We start from the raw sequence: 26,052 nt of genomic DNA on the forward strand, positions 1-26,052 counted from the left end.
TAAATGAAAAAAGTATTTTTAAGTTCTCTATTGCTAGTCATTACAAATTGGTCCTTTGCTCAAACTGGTATTGGTACTACAAATCCTGATGCGTCAGCAAAATTAGAGGTAAGCGCTTCAAACAAAGGATTTTTACCTCCTAGAGTAGCATTAACAGCTACAAATTCAGCGAGTCCTATAACAAATCCTGCCAATGGTTTAATGGTTTTTAATACGGTTACTGCTGGGACTAATCCTTATCAAGTAGTGCCTGGTTATTACTATTGGGACGCTACAGGACAACAATGGGTGAGTTTATCTACCACTGTGGGGAACGTTCAAAATCAAGCCATATTTAGATCCTCTTCGAATACTATTGGATATACGGTTGTTTCAACTTGGGACGCACGTTTTAATAATATAGCGGCGGGTGATTTAACGGTGACTTCTAATACTTCTTTTGCACTTTCTAATGGGGTTTATAAAATACAATGGGGTTTGCCATACCAATCCTCTCAAACATATAATGCAGTACAATTACAAGAAAATGTTAGTGGTACTTGGGGTGCCTGGAGAGGTGATGCCAATCTAGCAGGTTTAGCTAATGGTGGAGGTACAGATTGGGGAGGGACAACTTTCATGACAGACTATATTGATTGTAGTACTGCTACTCGAACGTTACGTTTATATAATCCCGATTCACGTACGCTCTATTATGGTGCCTCCTTTATTATCACAAAGTTAAATCCATCGATAACTACCTCTACCACTGCAGATAATTTAGGGAATCATACCGCTACTAAGAATATCCAGCTTTCAGGGAATTATATTTCAAATGATGGCGATAATGAAGGGATCAGAATTACTAATAATGGACAAGTTGGTATTGGTACGAGTACACCAGTTGTACCTTTGGATGTAAATGGAGCAATAAATGCGAGTACTTTAAGTTTGTCTAATTCTTCTTCGGGAGCCTCGCTAACATTAAAAAATGGAGACGCTGCGGCAGCATTTAATGATAATGCACAGATTAAAATGGGTTGGGCTGGTAGTTCAGCAGGAACAAGCCAATACGCACAATTCATTCACACTAGACATAATGCAGGAACCACCGAAAATGCTATTGATTTTTATTTATCAAATGGTACAGCTAACAATACAATTACATCTGGATCTACAAAAGCCATGTCAATTGAAAGTCCAGGCAATTTGACCGTTGCTGGTAAAATTAACCTGACTGATCCAACAGGGAACGTGGCAGTAAAAGCAGCTGGGTATGTTAATGCAGGATCATTTGTAACACTAGATAATATAAAAGCAACTGTCGCAACTAGCGGAAATAGAGGTTTATGTATTGCGACCACGTCAGGGAGCATCGTCACTTATATGTCTGGCACCTATGGTATGACAGGAGGTAGCAGTGGTGGTGCATCAAATACAGCTATAACGTTTAATACCTCTTTATCCTCATCTATTTTTGGTTGGAGTTTTGGAAGTGTTGGGGATACACCAGTGTATTACATGAATGACACAACGAATAATAGATTTTATCGTATCACATTAATGATTGGTTACGGATTTAATAATAACTTTATTGCTATTGAACGATTATTTTAATATTGCTATATGAGATTAACTTTTCGACACATTTTTTTAATCCTAAGTTGTGGGATTATTTCGGCACAATCTGGAGTTGGAACCACTACTCCTATTAACAAATTTCAAGTGGAAACTACTACGGCAGATCCTGCTTCTTCAGGGTCAGCCTCAAACGGAAATTTGCGTTTAAGCGGGACATCTGGTTCACATGTGCTTGATTTTGGATTAAGTAGTTCATCTACTTTTTCATGGATTCAGGCACGTTCAAAATCTGCATATGGTACAAATTATAATCTTCTATTAAATCCAAATGGTGGAAATGTAGGAATTGGAACATCAAATCCAACAGCAAAACTTAATATTGTTGGAGGAGGCGTACGCATTTTTTCTGGAATTGGAAATAACGTATCGCGGCCAGCAATTAATACAACTGTGATTGGGAATTATGAAATAAGAGGTGTTGGTTCTGCGGGAACTGCATCACAAGCAGATGGAGGTGATGATGGTTTTTTACGTTTATCTGCAGGGGGAGGTACAAATTCAAATACTCAAGCATCAATTGATATTTCGGGTTTTTCATCAGTTGCCGATATGAATTCTAATGTTTTATTTCGAACTACAGGAGTAGAACGAATGAGAATAGATAATTCGGGCAAAGTTGGAATAGGTACCCTTAATCCTTCAACAACACTAACTGTCGGGATGTCTGACGGCACCGTAAGCGGAGAAATCACTTTAAATCCTTCTAATTCTGCTAATGAAGGAGGTCAGCTTACATTTAAAAAGTCTATAACGAATAGCACTTATGATTGGACGATAGATCAAGTAGGCGATGCTACTAGTCCACGGTTTAGAATATTTCCTGGAGGAGCAGAAACCAATGGAATAGTAATAAAGGAAAATGGTTATGTGGGTATAGGGAATGCTAACCCTACAACTAAATTGTATGTTAATGGCGATATAACAGCTAATTCTGTAGCCGGAACTTCTGATGCTCGTTACAAAACCAATATAAAACCCGTAACGGGTGCCTTAGAAAAAGTAAAAGCGTTACAAGGAGTTTATTTTAACTGGAATCAAAAAGCATTTCCTCAGAAGGAATTTGGCAATCAAGTAGAACTTGGATTTATTGCTCAAGAAGTAGAAAAAATTGTACCTGAGGTAGTAACAAAAGAAATAAATAATGAAGAGTATAGAGCAGTGAAGTACGATAAAGTTGTAGCATTATTAGTTGAAGCAATAAAAGAACAACAGAAACAGATAGATGAATTGCAAAAAAAAGTAAAAGAATTGTCAAAAAAAAACTAAATAAGTAAATGAAACAGAAACTGTTTATACTCTTTTATTTTTTTGGTTTAGTAATGAATGGACAAATGATTTCTGTACCATCTTCATTGACAATTGAAGCAAATACAGCAAATACAGATGCGGGGAATTTTGTAATCAATTGGGCAAACAACACAGATAATTTGTTAATTAGTTTAAGCTTAGAATATCAAAACGGTGCTACCTTAAGTTTTCCAACTACAACAGGTCTAACGCGTAATTATGGATACTCCTCATGGACTAATGTTACTAGTATTGTTTTTTATGGAACTCGAGATTATATTAACGCAGGTTTAGCCGCAATGACTATTTCAATCGGGAGCATAAAAACGGCAGTTAAAATTAATATTGAAGTATCCCAATACGATTCTAGTTATGTATACAATCCAGTAAATAAGCATTTTTACAAATTTATAAGTGGTGCAGTAACATATACAAATGCAAAAGCAGGTGCAGCTGCACAGCCTTCATTTAAAGGAAAAACACCTTATTTAGCCACTATTACCTCTCAGGCAGAAAATGATTTTATAAATAACAATCTTTCTTATACTAATATTTGGGTAGCTATGTCGGATGCTGCTACCGAAGGGCGGTGGGTTTATGATGCTGGACCAGAAGCAAACACTAATTTCTGGAATACATCGGTGGCTGGGGTAACCAATACCACATATACATCATATGCATCAAATGGAACAACTGTATCTAGTCAATATTCCAATTGGTGTTCGGGAGAGCCTAATAATTCAGACGGTTCTAGAAATGGAGAGGATTGTATTGTGGCTAAATCGGGTGGGGCTACTTGTTGGAATGATTTAGCGGATGGAAATACAGGTAGTGTAAGTGGTTATTTAGTAGAAATTAGTGCTGATTTTCCAGCAGGTTCAGACTATACAGGAGTGTATTCAGCTTATGTGGTACATAATAATGATATGGCATTTACCTTAAATTCAACAAGTACTTTAACAACAAGTACTATTTCTAATTTACCTAATTTGTATGGGGGGCTACAGGTCAATAACGGACATACAGTTACAGTACCATCAGCTACCACAGTGAACTCTAATAAAATTGTTTTTTCAGGTACCGGTAAAATGGTTTTTACAGATGCTACAAGTAAGTGGACTCCGGGTACGGCAAGTACTACTAATACATTTACGCATAGTCCTGCTACGAATGCAAATCCTACTTACTGGTCAGCTTCAAGTGTTTGGGTAAATGACCCTTTTAATGGAGGAGCTAGTTATCCTCATTATTCGCCATGGATTAATTCATACCAAGGTTGGTCTGCGGGGGTAAACGATTATAATCAATATATTGTTCTTAGTTATAGTACACCGGTTTATATTACAGGAATTGTAACACAAGGCAGAGCTAATAGTGCTCAATGGGTAACAGCGGGAACAATAGAGGTTAGTTCAGACGGAAGTACTTGGAGAACTATACTAACAAATACATCTTTAAATTCAGATCAAACTACCATAAAAACCATATTGTTTCCAAATGTAGAATATGCACAATACGTTAGAGTAAGACCAACTAATTGGTATAATCATATCTCTATGCGTTTAGGTTTGTTAATCAAACAATAAGATTTTTAGTAAAAGCTCCTTTTTTATTTCTAGTTTTTAAAAATGTGTAAAAACAAATACACCTTAAAATGTGTAAAAATTGTATTTTGTACTTGTTTTTTAAGTATATTTGCGAAATTTTCACAATAAAAACGATTACGATGAAAAATACATTTTTCTCAAAAATTCTCAAACAATTATTGTTTATTAGTGTATTGTTAACTTTTGGTTTTTCTCAAGGTCAAACTAAACGAGTGTTGGCAAATTGGATGGGAGGTAATGCTTCTTCAATTTCTTTTCCATACAATGGGGATTATTCAAATCCTATAACTAATGGTTGCAGTATGAATTACTCGGGTATTACACCACAAAATGATAATAGGTTTTTTTTCACTGCAAACCCTTCTTCAACTTTAAATACTAGTACAAGTCCCTACATTTCATTTACAATAAATGCTGGGTCAAGTTCGATTGATTTGGATCGAATAGTATTTCAGTCTTATGCTGGTGCTTCATTAAATACATCATTAAGATATAGTGTTGATGGATATGCTAGTAATCTTGGAAGCATTACAGCTAACGGGAGTAGTTATTCACTTACTTCAGTTGATTTAAATTCTTTAGCTAATATTTCAGGAACAGTAGAATTTAGGATGTATTTTTATGGGAATGCCTCGGCTACAAGTATTATGTTAGGAAGTACAGGTTCTGCATATTCCTCTGTAGATGGTACACCTAGTTCCTATGGACCAACTCCAGTTGCTCCGCCAACGGGGTACTCTTGGTCATCAGTTTCTTTTTGGTATAATTACTTCGCTCCAGTAATTACAACTAGTTCAAGTTTAACTACCTTTTCAAAATGTACTGGGCTAGCATCAAACGCACAAACATTTTCGGTTTCAGGAACAAATTTAACTTCAAATATTACTATTGCCGCTTTAACAGGTTATGAATATTCTTTAGACGGTATTACCTATACTTCAACTCTAAATATTTCTCCAAGTTCAGGTTCAGTAGCTTCTACACCTGTTTATGTTCGTTTAACGACGGCAAGTACAGGCTCTCCTTCCGGTAATATTTCTATAAGTGCAACAGGGGCAACAACTCAGACAATAGCGGTAACAGGAGTAGTTAACTCTTTACCAACTATAACAATAGGAAGTGTTTCAAATGTTTTTCAATCGGCAACATCTTTTATTATTCCATATACAGCAACAACCAACTCCCCAACACTATATTCAGTTTCTGCAGGAACCAATGCATTAAGTGGGTTTACTCCTGTTTCTGATGTAATATTTTCAGGTAGTTCAGGAAATTTAACGGTTCCAATTCCTACTAATAGTGCGCTTGGAACGTATGATTTTGTATTAAAGGTAAAAAATGCAACAACTTTATGTGAAAGTACTTTAGTTAATTTTACTATGAAAGTTGCTACTGCACCACCAACTATTACGTCTTTTTCGCCAATAAGTGGAGCTGTTGGATCTACAGTAACGATTACTGGTACAGGGTTTAATACTACGGCAACTAATAATATAGTTTCTTTTGATGGAGTGTCAGCGACAGTTACATCAGCGACAGCAACTTCATTAAATGTAACAGTACCTTATGGTACAACTGGGTTTTCAAAGATAAAAGTATTGAATACAGCAACAGGAATTGCCTACTCTAAGGGTTCTTTTTCGACTACTTTTCATAATGGAGGTTTTGGAAATGGAGATTATAACTATGGTACAGGCACTTTTAATGGTGCAGTAACTTTTACAACAGCTGCTTCTTGGCAAACAACAGCTGATTGGAAATCAATTAATCTTTTGGTAGATTATAATAATGATGGTTTTCCAGATTATACGTCTATGTCTAACAGTTCTTCAAGTATTTATATTTACAAGAATACGATAACGACTCCAGGCACTACAGTATCTACAAGTACATTTTCTACAACTGCAGTAACATTAACGGCAACTACAACCCCTTCGGCTATTTTTTCGGAGGATATTAACGGTGATGGGAAAATGGATCTTATTGTTCCAACGGGAAGTTCTATAGATATTTTTATCAATACGTCTTCGGCAGGCACAATTAGTTTTGCAACTAAACAGACATTTACATTAGCATGTTCTAACAGAGTTCGTTTTGTTGATATAAATAAAGACGGTATGCTTGATATATTTAGTTATTCTGGAGCGGCTTTCAAATATTTATTAAATACAAGTACTCTTGGGGCAGCTACGATTAATTTTGGTACATCTATTTCACTTACTACAGCTACAACACCATTAGATTTTGACATGGCTGATTTTAATAATGACGGATACTTAGATATATTATTTTCATATGCTAGTGGATACTATATTTCTTTAGGATCTAATACTGGTTTTGGTGTATTTACTTCAAATGCAAGCTCTTTTTCGTCAGGAAATATAGTTAGTGGAGATCTAGATAACGATGGAGATATTGACTTTGTTGTAAAAACTTCGACTAGTGCGATTAATTATTTTACCAATAATGGTTCAGGGGTATTTACAAGTTTAAGTTCTAGTGTTGGAAGTCCTTCAGGTATTTTAAATGGTTTTGATTTAGCGAATTTTAACGGAGATGCCTATCCAGAAGTTTATTCGTCTAATGCTAATTCAGGACCCTATATTGCTATTTTTAACAACACTACAACAAGTAATACTTTAAGTTATGCAAATTCAACTAATGCTTACTCTTCTTCAAACCCTATGGGGCTAAAAGCGACCGATGTAAACGGTGATGGGAGACCAGACATTGTTGCTCCAGGATATTACAACACAAGTTATTATGTGAATCAAAACATTATAGGAATTCCGACAATTTCTTCATTTACTCCTACTTCTGGAAGTGGGGGCACTTCTATTACAATTACAGGAACTTATTTTACAGGTACAACCGATGTTAAATTCAACGGTATTTCTGCTACGTCATTTACGGTTAATAGTTCTACTTCAATTACAGCCATTGCTCCGATTGGCACAACAGGAACTGTACAAGTAATAACTCCAGGCGGCACAGTAACAAGTGCATCAAATTTTACTTATTCACCAACAATAGTAAGAACTGGAACACTGACTGCATTTTCAAAATGTTCTGGTTCTGTTTCTGCGGCTCAAACATTTACCGTTTCTGGAACAAATTTAACCGCAAACCTTGTTGTTGCAGCATATACGAATTTAGAATATTCATTAGATGGCACTACATATTCTTCAACGCTTTCAATAACACCTACCTCTGGTACAGTAGCAACAACGACAATATACGTTAGAATGACAGCCGCTAGTGCATCTTTGACTACAGGTAATATATCAATTACTTCAACAGGCGCTACGAATCAAACTATAGCAGTATCTGGAACGGTAAGTATTGTTACCGCAATTTCAGCTCATCCCTCTACTGCATCTCAATCAGTGTGTCAAGGTGCCACTTTGACAGCGCTGACTGTAACAGCAAGTGGGACAAGTTTAACGTATCAATGGTATTCTAATACTATAGCTTCTACAACTGGTAGTACTTTAATTACTGGAGCCACAAGTGCATCCTATACTCCGACTAATTCAGTGCCTTCTACATTTTATTATTATTGCGTAGTTACAGGTACATGTGGTACATTAACTTCCAATTTTTCTGGACTAATTACTATAAATGAAACACCTGTTGCAGGAACAGCAACTATATCTGCGACAAATATTTGTCCTGGTAACACGGTAACTCTTTCTTTAACAGGAAACACAGGAAGCATTCAATGGCAATCATCACTAAATAACAGCACTTGGAATAATATTACTGGAGCAACAACTGCGACTTATACGACTGCTGCATTAACTACAACAACGTATTATAGAGCCGCTATTACTAGTGGCGTTTGTACAGTAGCAAATAGTAATGTTCTTACAGTTACTGTTCCAACTGCCCCTTATCCATTTGATAGAGCTGTTAATTTTACTTCTGGAGGTCATTTAACAAAAGCAGCAGGAACTTCAATCAATTTAACGAATTGGACTGTTGAAGCTTGGATTTATCCAACAGCATGGAATTATCTTGCAGGGATTGTAAGTAAACGAGATTTTCAATTCATGACAAATTCAAATGGCGCACTCTCAGTGATGATAGAGCGTGACTGGTCATGGGAATTAACAACGACCGCAAATAATGTTGTTATATTAAACAAATGGCAACATGTTGCCGCTAGTTATAATGCTACTTCTAAAGTGGTTAAAATATATGTTAATGGAGTTTTAGTACACACATTTACACGTGGTCAATCTTTTGTTCCTGATTTTAATAGCTATGATTTTAAAGTCGGATATAATAATGGTATCGGGAATGGAACACCTAATCGAACTTTTGCTGGAAATATTGACGAAGTTAAGGTTTGGAATACTGTAAGAACGGATGCCGAAGTTGCTTCAAATTTTGCCACACAATTAATTGGAAACGAAAGCGGTCTAGTAGCTTATTACAAGTTTGATCAAGGTGTTGGGGGCGCAAATAATACTGCCATTACAAGTTTAATAGATGCAACAGCAAACGGGAATCATTTGACACCAGCTTCTTCTTCCCCTGTATATGCTATGACTGGTGCAACAAATAATATTGTTCAAGCTGGTCCTGCGATTTTAACTTCGCCAAACATTTGTTTAAATGCAACAACAACCTTAACTCATACAGTTTCTGGCGGAACTTGGTCTACTTCAAATGCATCAATTATTTCTATTGATTCAAGTACAGGCGCAGCAACTGCTAATGCAGAAGGATCAGCTACTATTACCTATTCATTCACAGATAACGGTTGTAATTATTCTAGCACAAAAGTATTTTCAGTTTTAGGATTACCTGCAATTACAACACAACCAGCCGCTACCGCCCAAAACATTTGTTTAAATGGAACAGCTACGGCACTTTCTGTAACTGCAACAGGTGCTGGTTTGACGTATCAATGGTATAAAAATATAACTGCGTCTAATACTGGTGGGACTTCAATTTCAGGAGCAACTAGTGCAAGTTACACACCGCTTAGTACAACAGCCGGAGAGGCTTACTATTATTGTATTGTAAGTGGTACTTGTACACCAGCTGTAACAAGTAATGTCTCTGGATTAATAAAAGTGTACGCACCTTCTGTGGCGGGTACCATTAGTTCTTCTGTAACAAGTATTTGTGATTCAGGATCAACAACATTAACATTAGCAGGAAATACAGGAACTATTCAATGGCAACGTTTTGATAATCCAGTTTGGACTGATTTGTCAGGAGAAACAAATACAACATATACGACACCAATTTTAACTCAAAATACAGTTTACAGAGTAGTTGTAACAAACGGACTTTGTTCAAGTGTCACAAGTTCTGATTTTACAGTTCCAGTAAATACTTCACCATCAGCTCCAACTTCCACAACTACAATAAACTATTGTCAAGGCGCCACAGCTACAGCTTTAGTAGCTACTCCAATTAGTGGTTATTCGTTACAATGGTATACTACTGCGACAGGTGGCACAGCGAGTACAACTGCCCCAACACCATTGACCACTTCTGTTGGATCAACGATTTATTATGTGAGTCAGAAACAAAATTCTTCTACAGTCACAACAACAACAAGTGCGGGTGTTACGGCAAGTTATGTTTCTGGACTCACTTTCGGACAAACATTTCAAGTAAGTACTACTAGCAGAATAAATTCATTAGCTATTGGTCAAATATTTGCATATTCACCTGTAATTAATCTTAAAATTTATAATGGATTTGGTGGAGCATTATTGGGAAGTGCAGATGCAACTATGACCGGATCAGGTTATTTTAATCCTATATTCACATTTGTAAATTCAAATATTGTTTTAAATGCGAATCAAACATATTATTTTGAAGTAACTAGTACTAATAGTGTCTCAATATATTTGATGTCGGTAAAAAACAATACAACCCCTACAGGTGTCTTGTATCAAAATAATGTTGCAAATTCAGCATTAGATTTTGATTTTACATTGACATCAACCTCTATTGCTAACCCATGCGAAAGCCCACGAACGGCTATCACAGTTAATGTAAACGAAGTTCCAACCATTTCAGGTATTCAAAACATGACGGTTGGGGGTAGTACAATTACTTTAACAGGTTCTGGTACACCAGACAACACAACACCTTGGACTTCATCAAACACTGCTGTGGCTACTATTACTTCTTCAGGAGTAGTTAATGCAGTAGGAGGTGGTACTACTACCATAACTTATTTAACAGCTAGTGGCTGTTCTAAAACAGCGATGCTTCGAGTTGTCGATTGCTCGCAACCTTTTGGAAATGCTTTAGCTTTTGGTGTAGGTTCAACTGCAGCCACTGCTGATTTTGTGAATATTCCTTCTAGAATATTTCCTACTCAATCCGTAGCTAATTTTACGATTGAAACTTGGATAAGACCCGCTGCTTCTGATATAATGTCTGGAACTCCTGGAAATAGTTGGTTGTCCTTTTTAGGGTATACAGGTACAAAAAGAAGTCCATCAATATATATAACCAATAATGGGGTTTTACATGCGTCTTGGTCTGAAGGCTCAACATTAATCGGAACGCCAGTTTCTGCTAGTAGTCCAACTTCCTTGGTAGCTAATAAATGGACTCACGTAGCTTTAGTAAAAGACGGAACAACTATGCGTTTATTCGTTGATGGTATCCAAATCCAATCGATAACTTGTGCGGCAAATTTAGATCTTCCAGATAATGCCTATTGGTTAGGAAAATCGGATCAACAATTTAGTGGAGCATTAGACGAGGTTCGTTTTTGGTCAACGACTCGTACTCAAGCTCAAATTCAAGCTACTATGAATGCCGAGTTAGCTGGAACAGAAGCAGGTTTATTAGCCTATTTTGACTTCAATGAAGGTATTGCTGGTGGAACAAATACATCTATTACTTCGATTATTAACAAAGCAAATAATACTTTAAATGGTACCTTAACTAATTTTACAAGAACTGGAACGACATCTAATTTTGTTGGAAATTCAGTTTCAAGTAGTGATATTACAGGTGCAGCAACAATTTGTGGTAATACTACTGCACAGTATACACATCAAATTCCTGGAGGAACTTGGTCGGTATCTAATGGAGCTACTGCTACTATAAGTACCTCAGGATTACTTACTGCCACAACAAATGAAAATATAACCTTATCTTATACATACGCGTTAAATGGCTGTTCGTTTACAGCAACAAAAACAGTTGCGATAAATTCTCCTGCTGCTCCTGTGACCAATACCACAATTAATTTATGTCAAGGCGCCACAACTTCGGCATTAACGGCAACGGCTTTATCCGGTCATACGCTTCAATGGTACACAGTTGCTACCGGAGGAACGGCTAGCTCTACAGCGCCTACACCAAGTGTAACTACTTTGGGTACAACAATGTATTATGTAAGTCAAAAAAACAACACAACGAATTGCGAAAGTGCACGAACAGCAATTACGGTTACTATCAATGCAGTGCCTACAATTTCAGGTGCACAAAGCATAACTGTAGGAGGTACACCACTTCAATTAACAGGCTCAGGTACAGCAGATACTTTAACGCCTTGGACTTCTTCCAATACAGCGGCAGCAACTGTTTCATCAACAGGAGTGGTAACTGCAGTTGGGGCAGGATCCACTATCATAACCTACACTGCTGCTAATGGTTGTACAGCAACCGCAGTAATTAGTGTCGTAGACTGTAGCCAACCATTTGGTAATGCATTACAATTTGATGGGGTTGATGATTCGTTTTCTACCGCTTCTAATTTAAGTGCTTTAAATATTACCGGTAACATCACGCTTGAAACTTGGATTAAGTTTGATCAAGTTCATTCAGATTATGTAAGAGTTATAGGGAAAGGAGATAATTCGAATAGAACATATGGCCTATGGTTAGGAACAAATGGCAAATTATTGTTTCAAATTTGGAGTAGCTTTGGTTCAGGTTTAGGTTTAGAAAGCACAACAGCTTTACAACCGGGTGTTTGGTATCATATTTCGGCAACAAGAAGTGGAAATACAGCCAAAATTTATATTAACGGTATCGAAGATGCTTCTACAAGTACAACTGTAACTCCACAAACTAATACCCTCCCTTTAACGGTTGGTTATGGGGGTATACATACATGGTTAAAAGGAGCTTTAGATGAAGTAAGAGTTTGGAATGTTGCCCGTTCGCTTTCTCAAATTCAACAAGGCATGTACAATGCATTAGTTGGAAATGAAACAGGACTAGTAGCATATTATGACTTCAATCAAGGAATTGCAGGAGGTAATAATTCAACTATTAATGCAGCTCTTGATAGAACTACGAATGTTCTTCACGGTACGTTAACCAATTTTGCCAAAACAGGAACGGCATCAAATTTTGTTGGAAATACAGCAGCTAATTTTGTAATTACAGGTGCTGCAACCTTATGTGCTAATAGTACTTCACAATATACACACCAAGTATCTGGCGGAACCTGGTCGTTATCAAGTGGTGCTAATGCAACCATTAGTACATCAGGATTGTTAACGGCTGCAGCCAATGAAGATATTACGGTATCGTATACTTATGTGGTTAATGGTTGTACATTTATTGCTACAAAAGCAGTATCAATTGTAACACCTGCGATAACGGTTCAACCCTCTACAACCTCACAAAACGTATGTGTTAATGGTATAACAGCAACACTTGCAGTTACGGCTACGGGATTAAATAATACATACCAATGGTATAAAAATACAACAGCTTCAACTACAGGAGGAACATTGATTACGGGAGCTACAAACTCTGTTTATATGCCTTCTAACACATTAGTTGGTACAACATATTATTATTGTGTAGTGAGCAATACGTGTTCGTCACCTATGACTTCTAATGTTTCGGGAGCAATTACTATTTCTCCTGTTTCAGTAGCAGGAACAATAACTGGTACAACTTCTATTTGTAGTGGTGCTACAACCACATTAACACTTTCGGGTAATGTTGGTACTATTCAATGGCAACGTTTTGACAATCCTGTTTGGACTGATTTAACAGGTGAAACAAATACTTCATTTACAACACCAGTACTTACTCAAAATACAACTTATAGAGCGGTGGTTATTAGTGGTTATTGTTCTTCTGCAATGACTTCAAGTTTCAATGTAGTTGTTAATCCGCTGCCTGTAATTTCAGGAACAACTTCTGTAGGTACAGGAGAATCAATAACGCTTTCAGCTACAACTACGGCTGCAAGTTCAAATGCATGGGTTTCATCAAATACTGTGGTAGCAACGGTATCTAATATGGGTGTAGTAACGGGATTAACAACGGGTACTACAACTATTACATATACAAATAATAACGGCTGTTCAGATACTGAAATAATTACTGTAACATTAGGCACAACAATAGCACCGGTTTTAACATCTCCTGTTACAAATACAACAGGTGCTACCACATTAAATTTTAATTATACATTACCCGAACCACCATTAGCAGGTTCTGTTGCTTTAATTTTTACACCAACAGGTGGTGGTACACCAATTCTTTGGACAATGACAAATGCAACTTCTGCTACCTTTAGTTATGTGGTAGGGACTAATCCAACCACACTTCCAAATGTAGTTTCAGGTACAGCGCTAGGATTTACAACATATGATGTAACGCTAATTTATCAAGATGCATTTAGTAACCCAGCAACATCAGTTACTAATACTAATATTCAAACATTAGCACCACCAAGTATTAGTTTTGCCAATACTAATTATACAGGTATAATCAATCAATCAATAGCAATCCAAACAGTAAATGCAGGAGGAGGAATGGTTACTTATTCTATTTCCCCAATATTACCTACAGGATTAAGTTTAAATACAGCAACTGGAGTAATCTCAGGAACTCCAACTGTAACGTTAGCACAAACTTCGTTTACAGTTACAGCTACAAATGCAGCAGGTACTGATTCAGAATCATTTAATTTATTTATTGATGCGGATACAGACGGCGATGGAATAGGAAATGCGACAGATACAGACATTGATGGCGATGGAACAGCTAATGGACAAGATACAAATCCTACAAATCCATGTATTGGATATAATTCTAGTACAGCTAGTTCAACTTGGCAAACAGCAGATTGTGATGGGGATGGTATTCTTAATGGATCAGACGCAGATGTTGACGGGAATGGAACAATTGATAATGGTACGGATATAGATGGAGACGGAATAAATGATGCGAATGATCCAGATATTGATGGGGATGGTATTCCTAATGGAGCTGATTCAGATCCAGATGGTAATGGAACTATAAATAATGGTCCAGACACTGATGGTGATGGTATTAATGATGCGAATGATCCAGATATTGATGGCGATGGTATTCCTAATGGAGCTGATTCAGACCCAGATGGTAATGGAACTATAAATAATGGTCCAGACACTGATGGCGATGGTATTAATGATGCGAATGACCCAGATATTGATGGCGATGGCATTCCTAATGGCGCAGATGCTGACGCAAATGGTGATGGCACTATTGATAATGGTGCTGTTGATACAGATGGAGATGGAATTGTAGATGGAGCAGATAGTGATGTGAATGGAGACGGAGTTATTGACAATGGCCCAGATACAGATGGTGATGGTATTAATGATGCGAATGACCCAGATATTGATGGCGATGGCATTCCAAATGGTGCTGATGCAGATCCAGATGGAGATGGAACTATTAATAATGGCCCAGATACTGATGGAGATGGAATAAATGACGCTAATGACCCAGATATTGATGGCGATGGAGTTCCAAATGGTGCTGATGCAGATCCTGATGGTAATGGAACTATTAATAATGGCCCAGATACTGATGGTGACGGAATAAATGATGCCAATGATCCAGATATTGATGGTGATGGGATACCAAATGGTGCTGATGCAGATCCTGATGGGGATGGAACGATTAATAATGGCCCAGACACTGATGGCGATGGTATTAATGATGCAGCCGATGCAGATCCTGATGGTAATGGAACTATTGATAACGGTCCAGACACTGATGGCGATGGTATTAATGATGCTAACGATCCAGATATTGATGGCGATGGCATTCCAAATGCAGCCGATGTTGACCCAGATGGAAATGGTACAAACAACAATGGTACTGATATGGATGGTGATGGTATTAATGATGCAAATGATCCAGATATGGATGGAGATGGTATTCCGAATGGAGTGGATAATTGTCCAAACATTGTGAATCCTTCAGTTATAACTCAACCAAGCTCACAAGTAGTAAATATTTGTCCAAACGGTACACCACCAACATTAACGATTCAGGCAAATGGACAACAATTAGAATACCAATGGTATGTGAATACAATAAATTCCAATGTAGGAGGAACACCAATAACAGGCGCGACAAGTACATCATTTGTACCAAGTAATGCTTTGGTTGGACCTCATTATTATTATGTAGTTGTTAATGGTACTTGTGGAATGTCTAAGTCTGAAGTTTCTGGAGCAATTACAGTTCAAGATATTACATTACCAACAGTTGTTACACAAAACATTTCGGTTGCATTAAATGCTTCAGGGACAGCGACCATTACGGCAGCACAAATTAATAATGGTTCAACAGATAACTGTAGTATTGCCTCGGTGACAGTTAGTCCATCATCTTTTACGTGCGCAAATATTGGAACTAACACAGTTACTTTAACCGTAACAGATGGAAATGGAAATGTAAATACAGGAACAGCTACGGTAACTGTAACAGAAAGCACATTACCAACAGTTGTTACACAAAACATTTCGGTTGCATTAAATGCTTCAGGGACAGCGACAATTGCGGCAGCACAAATTAATAATGGTTCAACAGATAACTGTAGTATTGCCTCGATGACAGTTAGTCCATCATCTTTTACGTGCACAAATATTGGAACTAATATAGTTACTTTAACCGTAACAGATGGAAATGGAAATATAAATACAGGAACAGCTACGGTAACTGTGACAGATACTATTTTGCCAACAGTTGTTACACAAAATGCATCTGTAACATTAAATGCTCAAGGAACCGCAACAGTAACAGCAACTCAAGTGAATAATGGTTCATTTGATAATTGTAGTATAGCAACCATAACTGTGTCTCCAAGTTCATTTACATGTGCTAATATCGGAACCAATACTGTAACGGTAACCGTAACGGATGCTAGTGGTAATGTAAGTTCAAGTACTGCAATAGTAACAGTTGTTTTAGATAATTCTATATCAGCAAATAATGATTTAGATGCTATACCAGACAATTGTGATGATGACGATGATAATGATGGAATTTTAGACGTGAACGATAACTGTCAATTTATTGCAAATCAAGATCAATTAAATACAGATAATGATACGATGGGAGATATTTGTGATCCAGATGATGATAATGATGGTATTGATGATGTGTATGATAACTGTCCAAAATCGTATAACCCTTATCAAGAAGATAGAGATAACGATGGGCAAGGAGATAGTTGTGATACCATAGAAATTAACGTCTCTGATGCTATTTCACCAAATGGCGATGGAATTAATGATACATGGGTAATTTATAATATTGAAAATCATCCAAATGCTGTAGTAAAAGTGTTTAATAGATGGGGTAAAGAAGTATTTAAAGCAAGACATTACCAAAATAATTGGGGAGGTGAATTTGGAACAAATACGGAGACTTTACCAGAAGGCGGATCATATTACTACCAAATCGATTTGGATGGTGACGGATCAATAGATAAAGATGGTTGGTTATATATTTCAAGAAAATAAAATAAATCTAATGAAGATGAAAAAAATAATATTTATGAGTTCGGGATTACTAGTTTTATTGACTAGTAATCTTTGGGCGCAGCAAGAAAGTATCTTAGCGTTCTATAAAACACACTTAAACTTGGTAAATCCTGCGGTTGTAGGTGTAGAAGAAGAAACTATTTTTACTTCAACAGTAAGAAAACAATGGACAGGTATTAAGGACGCACCTGAAACACAGGCTGTTTCCTTTATGACACCATTAGAAAACAATTTAAGTTTTGGTGTTTCGGTAATTCGTGACAAGGTGTTTATAGAAACGCAAACTTATATGTCAATTGATTTTTCGTATAAAGTAAAATTAAATGACGATTTAGATTTATTTATGGGCGTAAAAGCGGGAGCCAACAACTATGAAGTAAATACTTCAGGATTGCAGACTTACAATATAGCTTCGGATCCAAGTTTAGGAAATATTTCAAGAATGCATCCAAATTTTGGAGTAGGATTCTATTTAAAAAACAAAGATTATTTTGTATCGTTATCAACGCCGAAAATGTTAAGTTCAGAACGAGCTAAAAATGTGGAAGGTTATGGCACAGTAACAACAGACAGAACCCATATTTATTTAAGTGGAGGATATACCTATCAAATCAATGAAGAGGTTACGTTTTCTCCCTCTTTTATGTTTAGATATGTAAATGGAGCTCCTTTGTCAACAGATTTTACAGCAGCTGTAAACGTAAGCGAGTTAGCTGATTTTGCCTTAACGTACAGAACAGATAATGCTATTGCCGGAATGACGTTGTTTAAAGTAAATAAAAACTTTAAATTAGGATATGCTTATGAATACATTACAAGCAAAGACTTGTTGGGGAGAGCAAATGGCACACATGAATTATTGTTAAGGTATCAACTATAATTCTATTCCATATAATTAAAAAAGCCTGAGAATATTTTCAGGCTTTTTTAGTTGTCAAACTCTTTTAGTTTGTCATAAATTAAATAAGGCTCAAAACCTTTTCTAAGTAAATAATCTACAAATTTTTTATTTTTCTTTTGTCCTTTGCGTTCTTTTATAGTTAACCAATGTTTTTCAGCAAGGGCATTAAAACGAGTAATATACGCTTCTGAATCAATTTCTTGAAGCGCTATTTCAATCAATTTTGAAGAAATATTTCTAAATTTTAATTCTTGAATAATTCTATTTTTACCCCAATTTTTATAGTTATGCTTACCTCTGACAAAACTTTTAGCAAACCGTTCTTCATTAATAAAATTATGTTCAATTAGGTAAATTAAAAGTTGTTCTTTTTCCGCGGCAGTTAATTTAAAGCTGTATAGTTTTTCTTCTACTTCTTTGTAACACCTTTCTTGATACGCACAATAGTATTCCATTTTGCTCTGAATTTGCAACAACGTAAAAGTTATATTTGGAGATGTTTTCAATAGAGATGTAGCGTTATATATAAATCAAAAAGGCTAGTAAAACCAGCCTTGTTATTTTGTAAATTATACCTAAACTTTCATGATTTCGGCTTCTTTTCCAACTAATAAATCATCAATTTTTTTAATATAACTATCTGTTAATTTTTGAATGTCTTCTTCGGCTTTTTTACAAACGTCTTCAGAAGTTCCTTCTTTTTCTTCTTTCTTGATGTCGTTGTTAGCGTCTTTTCGGGCATTTCTAATCCCTATTTTAGCTTCTTCAGCTTCGGCCTTTGCTTGTTTTACTAAATCACGTCTGCGCTCTTCAGTCAATGCTGGAATGTTAATAATAATATTATCACCATTGTTCATTGGGTTAAGCCCTAAATTAGCAATCATAATAGCTTTTTCAATAGGCTGTAACATGGTTTTTTCCCAAGGCGTTACAGTTAATGTTCGAGCATCAGCAGCATTAATATTTGCTACTTGTGATAAAGGCGTTTGCGAACCATAATAATCAACAAAAACACCACCTAACATTTGAGGAGATGCTTTTCCTGCTCTAATGTTTAAAAATTCTTTTTCTAAATGCGCAATAGAACCATTCATCGATTCTTTAGCGCTATCAATGATAAAGTTAATTTCTTCAGTCATCTTGTTATGTTTTTAAATCGTATTTTTATTTAAATAGTTACTGTTGTTCCAATGGTTGCACCTTCACACACTTTTAATAAATTTCCAGGTTTGTTCATGTCAAAAACAATAATTGGAAGTTTGTTTTCTTGACTCAATGTAAAAGCTGTAGTATCCATTACATTAAGACCTTTAGCAAGTACATCTTCAAAAGAAATGTAATCAAATTTAACAGCATTACTGTCTTTTTCTGGGTCTGCTGTATAAACACCATCTACTCGTGTGCCTTTTAAAATTACATCGGCATGCACTTCAATTCCTCTTAAAACAGCAGCCGTATCGGTAGTAAAATAAGGGTTTCCTGTTCCGGCACCAAATATTACAATTCTTCCTTTTTCTAAATGACGTGTAGCTCTTCTTTTAATATAAGGTTCGGCAATAGATTCAATTTTAAGTGCGGTTTGAAGACGTGTTTGCATTCCTGCGTCTTCAAGAGCGCCTTGTAAAGCCATTCCATTAATGACAGTAGCTAACATGCCCATGTAGTCACCTTGCACACGATCCATTCCACTACTAGCACCCGCTAATCCTCTAAAAATATTTCCACCACCAATAACAATGGCAATTTCAACACCTTTATTGTGTATTTCTTTAATTTCGGCAGCATAGGCAGCTAACATTTTAGGATCAATACCATATTGTTGATCACCCATTAAAGCTTCGCCGCTTAGTTTGAGAAGAATTCTTTTGTATTTCATAGTATGAAGGTAATTTCTTTGCAAATATACTATTTATCCAAGAAAATTATAAAAATGTAAAAAATAAACTTTAATGGTAAAGTATGTGCCTCTTTAGCCAGATTCAAAATCATATTGTTGTGTACTATTTTGCCACAAATTTTGGTAACATTTATTACGGGAGTTTATTTTTGAAAACCGTATTTTTGATTTAAATTTAAAACAGTTAAATTAATTTTGATAATGAAAAAAGAAATAGAACAAAGTTTGTTACACAGCTTTACGTATCCAGAATATAGAGCCCATATTGCACAATTATTAACAGAAGGAATGGCCACGGGTCATGAACAAAATGCAGATTTGGTTCATTATTCGGAGTTAAATCAGGCAAGAATGCATCGATTAGACAAAACGATTCAAGTACTACCAGAAGTTGTCGATTTTTTTTCAAAATTAACAATAAAACAACTATGGGTAGTCTTAGCTGAAGGTTGGTGTGGCGATGCCGCTAATTGCATTCCTGTTTTGCATAAAATAGCGGAAGGAACTTCTTTAATTGATATGAAAATTATTTTGAGAGATGATAATGATGCGGTAATGCAACATTTTTTAACTAATGGCGCTAGAGCAATTCCTAAATTACTCATACTCGATGCTGAAACTTTAAACGTTATTGCAAATTGGGGTCCAAGACCTGAACCAGCAAAACAGTTAATCCTTGACTATAAAGCAACATATGGCATTGTGGATGAAACGGCTAAAATAGAATTGCAAAAATGGTACTTACAAGACAAAGGAATTGCTATTCAAAATGAGATTTTAAAAATCTATGAGCAAATACACGTATAATTTTATTTAATTGTTCCAATAATAGTCAACTTATCAGAAGTGGAAATGCCCCCAGGGTTACAGCCTAGTTTTCCTTCGGGTATTTCTATTTTTAATTGTGCATAATACGCAACCCAAACAGGAAAAAATGAATTAGTTTCAGGAGATTTAAAAGTCATGGGTTGTAACTCAAAAAAAGAAGCGCCATAAGCGTTCAAAAAAGCATCGTAAATCAACTCCGAACAATAATAGCTTCCATTATTATATAAATAAGCATCATCATACGGCATGCCTATTTGTAAAAGAGTAAAAGCAATGGCATTTGGAATATATTTTCTGTATTTTCGTTTTAATCTACCTACAAACATAGGCGAATCGGTATAGTTTGAAAATACATCTAAAGGCGTCATTTTTACTGCTTTCCCCGAGGCTTCTAATACAAAAGTGCTATCGTTTTTTATATAAATCAACCCCATATGGCTAAAGTCCTTACCTTGATACCCTTCAGTTACTTCGTTTATAGCATCACATAACGGCCCACAATTCATCGATTGAAATAGTAAATCACCTGTTTTAAGCCGTTTAACTTCTTGACTAAAAACAAGTTGCGAAACAATAATAAAAAATAAAAACCTATAGTTCATGTTGTAATTGATTTACAAATTCTATGGGACAAAAGGCTTCAGAAACAGTGTAATTGCCAATTTTCGTTCGGCGCAAAGCCGTTAAATGACCTCCAGAGCCTAATGCCTTTCCAAAGTCAAAAGCCAAAGAGCGAATATAGGTTCCTTTACTACATGTTATTCTAAAATCAATCTCAGGTAAAGCTATGCGCGTAATTTCAAATTCGTAAATGGTCGTTTTTCTTGCTTTAATTTCAACATCTTCTCCCGCACGAGCATGTTCATATAAGCGTTTTCCATCTTTTTTGATGGCAGAAAAAACAGGAGGTTTTTGATCAATTTCTCCCATAAATTCTTTTGTGATTTCAAAAATTAACGCTTCTGTAATATGTTCGGTTGAGAATCTGGCGTCAATTTCGGTTTCTAAATCGTAGGAAGGTGTTGTGGCACCAACAAAAATTGTTCCTGTATACTCTTTTTCTTGCGCTTGAATTTCTGTAATTTTTTTAGTGAATTTTCCTGTGCAAATGATTAACAAACCTGACGCTAAAGGATCTAAAGTGCCCGCATGTCCAATTTTGAATTTTTTTGGCAATTCAAATTGGCGTTTTAAGGCATATTTTAATTTATTGACTGCTTGAAAAGAAGACCAAGTTAATGGCTTATCTATGAGTAGTATCTGTCCTTCTAAAATAGATTCGGTGTTCATTATTTTAGAAAATTAAAATAAACTAATAAAAGAAACCCTGCAATAATTCTGTACCATCCCCAAGGTTTAAACCCATATTTTTTTATAATTTCTATAAAAAATTTGATGGCTAAAACCGCAACAATAAAAGCTACCACATTACCAATGATAAACATTTTTGTGTTTTCCGATGATTTTAAAATGAGTTCATACCCTTTCATTTGAGTATCTTCATACGTTTTAATAAACGTCGAATAGCATGTTACAGCTAACATGGTAGGAACGGCTAAGAAAAATGAAAATTCAGCAGCGGCTTGTCTAGTTAAGCCTTGTTGCATACCGCCAATAATACTTGCAGCACTTCGGCTTGTTCCCGGCATCATGGCTAGGCATTGCCAAAAACCGATGGTAATTGCCTTTTTGAACGTAATATCTTCTTCTTTATGTATAGTAGGATTTGTAAAAAAACGATCTACAACTAATAAAATAATGCCTCCTATAATTAAAACTATTGCAATAGGAGTTGGATGTTCTAGTACAGTTTCAATTTTTTCGTCAAATAATTTTCCTAAAATTAAGGCAGGAATGACGGCAAATCCTAATTTTAAAAAGAATTGGAATTTAGTAAAGTCAAAAAACTTACGCCAATACAATACAACTACAGCTAAAATGGCTCCAAATTGAATAGACACTTGAAATAATTTTGTAAAAGCTTCCTTTTCTATTCCAAAATAGGAACTCGCAAAAATCATATGTCCCGTTGACGAAACAGGTAAATATTCCGTAATACCTTCAATAATGGCAAGAATGAGAGCTTGAAGTAAATCCATTTATTTAGTGTTTAGTGAATTGTGAAGAGCGATTAACCAGACAAATAAGTCTAATTACTTTTTACTTTTCACTAAAATCGAATAAATAGTAATTCCAAATCCTAGTAAAACAACTGTTGGTGCTAAACGAATTCTTCTAAAATTAAAAACATCTTCATTAAACACATTTGGGTCTTCATTGGCACCACCGCTCATTAAAATAAAACCTAAAGCAATAACGGCTAATCCAATTAATAAAAATTTATAATTTTCTTTCCCAAAAAGAAATTCAGATTTGTTGTTGTTTTCCATGTTATATTTTTTAAAATTCACTGCCTTGTAACTAGTCAATAGTTCTTTACTAATACAAGTCGTCTGTTCTTAAGTTTAAAAATCGAGTGGTGGCAAAAAATGTACTGATAAAAGTAATAAGCACACCAACAAGTATTACGCCTAAAGCAATACTAACAAAAGACACCACGTCTTTGGCAATGCCAAGTGTTGGGAACAAACTGTCTACATATAACCAAGCAACTAATAACGAAATAATAGCTAAAACAGAACCTGCCAAACCTAGTAATATGTTTCGTATGATAAATGGTTTTCTAATGAAAGATTTTGTTGCGCCTACCATTTGCATAGTTTTAATGGTAAAACGATGTGAATAAATTGATAATCGAATGGAACCATTGATAAGCAACATAGCTATAACAGTTAAAACGCCACTAATGATTAATATCCAAAAACTTATTTTTTCAACATTTTCATTTACTAAATCCACTAATTCTTTAGGATATATAACATCAGAAATGTAAGTGTTTCTTTTGAATTGCATTTCAATTTTTTTAATTTCTTCTGAAGTAACATAATCGCCTTTCAAGTGAATATCAAACGAATTTTGCAACGGATTAAACCCTAAAAATTCTTTAAAATCTTTACCCACAATATCTACATTATTTTTAGCAGCTTCATCTTTAGTGATAAAATCATATCTTTTTACAAACTTTGCATTTTTTAATTCGGTATCAAACTGATTTAATACCGTATCATTTGCTTCGTCTTTAAAATAAACATTCATAGGAATGTTTTCTTTAAAGTCGTTTGATATTTTTTCCGAATTAACAACGAAAAGCCCTAACGCTCCTAGTAAAAACAATACTAAAAAGATACTGAATACTACTGAAAAATAAGAAGAAATAAGCCTTCTTCTTTGATATTGTTCAAATGATAATGCCATAGGTATAAAAATATTATGCCGTAAAAATACTAAAGAAATTTTGTTTACACAGAATATAACAACAAAGTTTTAACTTTAGTATTATAAAATGTATTTTTGTTTATTAAATTCTCTGCCATGAAATTCAAAATCAATCTGATTTTTTTTATTTTTTTACTAAATATAGGTTTCACCTTTGCACAAGAAATTGCAATACCCTATCGCGATGGCAACAAATGGGGTATGTGTAATCAAGAAGGTGAAATAATTATTATACCTAAATATGACAAACTCGAATTTCAGCAAGATTATTCTATAAACCATGAAATAGTAATTCCAAAAATCAAAGATAAACGGGGGTTAATTAGCAATGGACGTGTGTTATTTGAAGCAATTTATGAAAATGTGTATGAAATAAATGGCATTTATGTCTTGGTTTCAGAAAATAACAATGTAAAACAAACGAACATTGTAACTCTAGAAGGTAAATCCATTTTAAAAAAACCAATAATTCAAATTATTAGTTCTGAAACCTGCAATGCTTCTTCTACACTTTTTCATCTTTTAAATGCAGATTTTACAGAGAGTGTTTTTATTTATGATAGTCACACAAAATCTATCGCTTGTTGGCTATATGAAGATTACTATTCTATTAGTATTTTAGAAAGACAAAATAACATGAAAGGTGTTGTTTTTGCTCTGAAAAAAGCTAAAACCGACGCGTTAATTATTGAGAATTGGGATTTTTCTAAATTACCAAAAGAAAAAATAAAAACAAAACTGACATATAAAACAGAACGGGATTATTTCAACCGTTTTGTAGAAAAGTCACATACCTATTCTGATACCTATGGAACCGGTTCAGGAACCGGTTCAGGCAATTATCGCTACGATGAAGTAGTTGTAATGGAAGATAGAAGGGGCGATCCCATTTATGATGTACAAGCAGCAGAAGTTCCACCAATAGCACACGACGGCTCAAACACTTATACGCCACCAACGTATTATACACATTCTTTTAAACGAGTGGATAATCAACTAGTATTTGAAAAATCAAATCAATACAATTCAAAAGAGCTAAAAAAAAGTATTCCTGTAGATTTGAAAATTCCTATATCAGCAATTGAAATTAAAAGCTATTACAATACAACCCGACATAATGATACGATAGATAATTATCAAAATTTTATTATTTATAAAAAAAGAAATAAACAAGGACTATTATTTACTTCTGATAGTAAGCAAGCTGTTGAATTTGATACAATCTGTAAAACATTTGTAACTTTAAATAGTTATAGCGATGCTTCTTCCGAGGTTGTTTTTATTGTAGGCCAAAAAGAGGCCAAAACCAATCATATTAAATATAGTTTTTATTCTAATATAAAAGGGTTGCTTTTTCCATTCCAATACGACGAGTTATTACCTCTAAAAATGTATACTAATCAAGGGAACATTTCCTATCAGTCGAGAATAGGTAAAAAAATTGGCATTGTTCAAATGAACGGCAAGGAGTTATTAATGCCTCAATATGATGAGATAAAACAATTACCACAATCGTCATCTGGACATGTTACTAAATTGTACCAATTGAGGAGAAATAACAAATTTGGAATAATTTTCCAAAACACTAATACACAGAAAATCGAAGTAATTGATGCTGTTTTTGATTATGAAATAGGAGAAATTTATTTGAATTATCCAAAGACTGAATATAAAAAATCAACAGAATTAAATGCGACCGTCTCTCCAAAAATAACCCTTTTGTCTTTAAAAGATAAATACGGAAATTTAAAAGGCTATGCAAATAGTAATGGCACATTGTATTATAAAAATTAAATT

The 26,052-nt window shown here is 35.1% G+C and carries 15 protein-coding genes; 7 read left to right on the forward strand and 8 right to left on the reverse strand.

Going from position 1 to position 26,052, the window contains the following annotated elements; all coding sequences use genetic code 11:
• The first annotated feature begins 3 nt into the window (after nucleotides 1–3).
• The 5 genes from RF683_RS00555 to RF683_RS00575 all read left to right on the forward strand — a co-directional run bounded on the left by RF683_RS00555 (nucleotide 4) and on the right by RF683_RS00575 (nucleotide 18,173).
• A complete protein-coding gene (locus RF683_RS00555; protein WP_309532295.1) occupies nucleotides 4–1,596 on the forward strand; it encodes a hypothetical protein in 1,593 nt (530 codons plus the stop codon).
• Nucleotides 1,597–1,605: 9 nt separating this feature from the next.
• A complete protein-coding gene (locus RF683_RS00560; protein WP_309532296.1) occupies nucleotides 1,606–2,886 on the forward strand; it encodes a tail fiber domain-containing protein in 1,281 nt (426 codons plus the stop codon).
• 8 nt (nucleotides 2,887–2,894) lie between these two features.
• Nucleotides 2,895–4,493: a discoidin domain-containing protein gene (locus RF683_RS00565; RefSeq protein WP_309532297.1), complete on the forward strand. Its 1,599-nt coding sequence runs from the start codon at nucleotides 2,895–2,897 to the stop codon at nucleotides 4,491–4,493.
• 140 nt (nucleotides 4,494–4,633) lie between these two features.
• On the forward strand, nucleotides 4,634–17,272 hold the full coding sequence (locus tag RF683_RS00570) for a LamG-like jellyroll fold domain-containing protein (RefSeq protein ID WP_309532298.1): 12,639 nt from the start codon (nucleotides 4,634–4,636) through the stop codon (nucleotides 17,270–17,272).
• 16 nt (nucleotides 17,273–17,288) lie between these two features.
• Nucleotides 17,289–18,173 carry a PorP/SprF family type IX secretion system membrane protein gene (locus RF683_RS00575; RefSeq protein ID WP_309532299.1) on the forward strand — a complete coding sequence of 295 codons (885 nt, stop codon included), beginning with the start codon at nucleotides 17,289–17,291 and terminating at the stop codon, nucleotides 18,171–18,173.
• 47 nt (nucleotides 18,174–18,220) lie between these two features.
• Here RF683_RS00575 and RF683_RS00580 read toward each other — a convergent pair whose 3' ends face one another.
• From RF683_RS00580 to pyrH, 3 genes are all read right to left on the reverse strand, one after another.
• On the reverse strand, nucleotides 18,221–18,649 hold the full coding sequence (locus tag RF683_RS00580) for a regulatory protein RecX (RefSeq protein WP_309532300.1): 429 nt from the start codon (nucleotides 18,647–18,649) through the stop codon (nucleotides 18,221–18,223).
• Between the two features lie 120 nt (nucleotides 18,650–18,769).
• The gene (gene frr, locus RF683_RS00585) at nucleotides 18,770–19,333 is read right to left on the reverse strand and encodes a ribosome recycling factor (RefSeq protein ID WP_309532301.1); all 564 of its coding nucleotides are present in this window, start codon (nucleotides 19,331–19,333) and stop codon (nucleotides 18,770–18,772) included.
• A gap of 29 nt (nucleotides 19,334–19,362) precedes the next feature.
• Nucleotides 19,363–20,070, reverse strand: coding sequence for a UMP kinase (pyrH, locus tag RF683_RS00590; protein WP_309532302.1), 708 nt, complete (start codon nucleotides 20,068–20,070; stop codon nucleotides 19,363–19,365).
• A gap of 222 nt (nucleotides 20,071–20,292) precedes the next feature.
• Between pyrH and RF683_RS00595 the strand changes: the two genes are divergently transcribed.
• Complete coding sequence (locus RF683_RS00595; RefSeq protein WP_309532303.1) at nucleotides 20,293–20,898, forward strand: thioredoxin family protein; 606 nt, start codon at nucleotides 20,293–20,295, stop codon at nucleotides 20,896–20,898.
• Between the two features lie 2 nt (nucleotides 20,899–20,900).
• On the opposite strand, the gene RF683_RS00600 is transcribed toward RF683_RS00595, so the two are convergent.
• From RF683_RS00600 to RF683_RS00620, 5 genes are read right to left on the reverse strand one after another with little or no spacing between them, the layout of a single operon-like run.
• Entirely contained in the window at nucleotides 20,901–21,521 is a 621-nt protein-coding gene (locus RF683_RS00600; RefSeq protein ID WP_309532304.1) for a YiiX/YebB-like N1pC/P60 family cysteine hydrolase, read from the reverse strand.
• Nucleotides 21,511–22,209: a tRNA pseudouridine(55) synthase TruB gene (gene truB, locus RF683_RS00605; RefSeq protein WP_309532305.1), complete on the reverse strand. Its 699-nt coding sequence runs from the start codon at nucleotides 22,207–22,209 to the stop codon at nucleotides 21,511–21,513. The genes RF683_RS00600 and truB overlap by 11 nt, the downstream gene beginning before the upstream one ends.
• Nucleotides 22,209–23,018: an undecaprenyl-diphosphate phosphatase gene (locus RF683_RS00610; RefSeq protein ID WP_309532306.1), complete on the reverse strand. Its 810-nt coding sequence runs from the start codon at nucleotides 23,016–23,018 to the stop codon at nucleotides 22,209–22,211. Before RF683_RS00610 ends, truB begins: the two co-directional genes overlap by 1 nt.
• 54 nt (nucleotides 23,019–23,072) lie before the next feature.
• The gene (locus tag RF683_RS00615) at nucleotides 23,073–23,309 is read right to left on the reverse strand and encodes a DUF3098 domain-containing protein (protein ID WP_298658359.1); all 237 of its coding nucleotides are present in this window, start codon (nucleotides 23,307–23,309) and stop codon (nucleotides 23,073–23,075) included.
• Nucleotides 23,310–23,358: 49 nt separating this feature from the next.
• A complete protein-coding gene (locus tag RF683_RS00620; protein ID WP_309532307.1) occupies nucleotides 23,359–24,234 on the reverse strand; it encodes a cell division protein FtsX in 876 nt (291 codons plus the stop codon).
• Between the two features lie 117 nt (nucleotides 24,235–24,351).
• Between RF683_RS00620 and RF683_RS00625 the strand changes: the two genes are divergently transcribed.
• Nucleotides 24,352–26,049 carry a hypothetical protein gene (locus RF683_RS00625; RefSeq protein WP_309532308.1) on the forward strand — a complete coding sequence of 566 codons (1,698 nt, stop codon included), beginning with the start codon at nucleotides 24,352–24,354 and terminating at the stop codon, nucleotides 26,047–26,049.
• Nucleotides 26,050–26,052: the final 3 nt, after the last annotated feature.

It is taken from the genome of Flavobacterium sp. 20NA77.7 (assembly GCF_031326205.1).
Taxonomy (GTDB): domain Bacteria; phylum Bacteroidota; class Bacteroidia; order Flavobacteriales; family Flavobacteriaceae; genus Flavobacterium; species Flavobacterium nakdongensis.

Excerpts from the sequence above, each read along its gene's own strand:
- RF683_RS00555 (WP_309532295.1), top strand. The coding sequence starts at position 4 with ATGAAAAAAGTATTTTTAAGTTCTCTATTGCTAGTCATTACAAATTGG.
- RF683_RS00560 (WP_309532296.1), top strand. The coding sequence starts at position 1,606 with ATGAGATTAACTTTTCGACACATTTTTTTAATCCTAAGTTGTGGGATT.
- RF683_RS00565 (WP_309532297.1), top strand. The coding sequence starts at position 2,895 with ATGAAACAGAAACTGTTTATACTCTTTTATTTTTTTGGTTTAGTAATG.
- RF683_RS00570 (WP_309532298.1), top strand. The coding sequence starts at position 4,634 with ATGAAAAATACATTTTTCTCAAAAATTCTCAAACAATTATTGTTTATT.
- RF683_RS00575 (WP_309532299.1), top strand. The coding sequence starts at position 17,289 with ATGAAAAAAATAATATTTATGAGTTCGGGATTACTAGTTTTATTGACT.
- RF683_RS00580 (WP_309532300.1), bottom strand. The coding sequence starts at position 18,649 with ATGGAATACTATTGTGCGTATCAAGAAAGGTGTTACAAAGAAGTAGAA.
- frr (WP_309532301.1), bottom strand. The coding sequence starts at position 19,333 with ATGACTGAAGAAATTAACTTTATCATTGATAGCGCTAAAGAATCGATG.
- pyrH (WP_309532302.1), bottom strand. The coding sequence starts at position 20,070 with ATGAAATACAAAAGAATTCTTCTCAAACTAAGCGGCGAAGCTTTAATG.
- RF683_RS00595 (WP_309532303.1), top strand. The coding sequence starts at position 20,293 with ATGAAAAAAGAAATAGAACAAAGTTTGTTACACAGCTTTACGTATCCA.
- RF683_RS00600 (WP_309532304.1), bottom strand. The coding sequence starts at position 21,521 with ATGAACTATAGGTTTTTATTTTTTATTATTGTTTCGCAACTTGTTTTT.
- truB (WP_309532305.1), bottom strand. The coding sequence starts at position 22,209 with ATGAACACCGAATCTATTTTAGAAGGACAGATACTACTCATAGATAAG.
- RF683_RS00610 (WP_309532306.1), bottom strand. The coding sequence starts at position 23,018 with ATGGATTTACTTCAAGCTCTCATTCTTGCCATTATTGAAGGTATTACG.
- RF683_RS00615 (WP_298658359.1), bottom strand. The coding sequence starts at position 23,309 with ATGGAAAACAACAACAAATCTGAATTTCTTTTTGGGAAAGAAAATTAT.
- RF683_RS00620 (WP_309532307.1), bottom strand. The coding sequence starts at position 24,234 with ATGGCATTATCATTTGAACAATATCAAAGAAGAAGGCTTATTTCTTCT.
- RF683_RS00625 (WP_309532308.1), top strand. The coding sequence starts at position 24,352 with ATGAAATTCAAAATCAATCTGATTTTTTTTATTTTTTTACTAAATATA.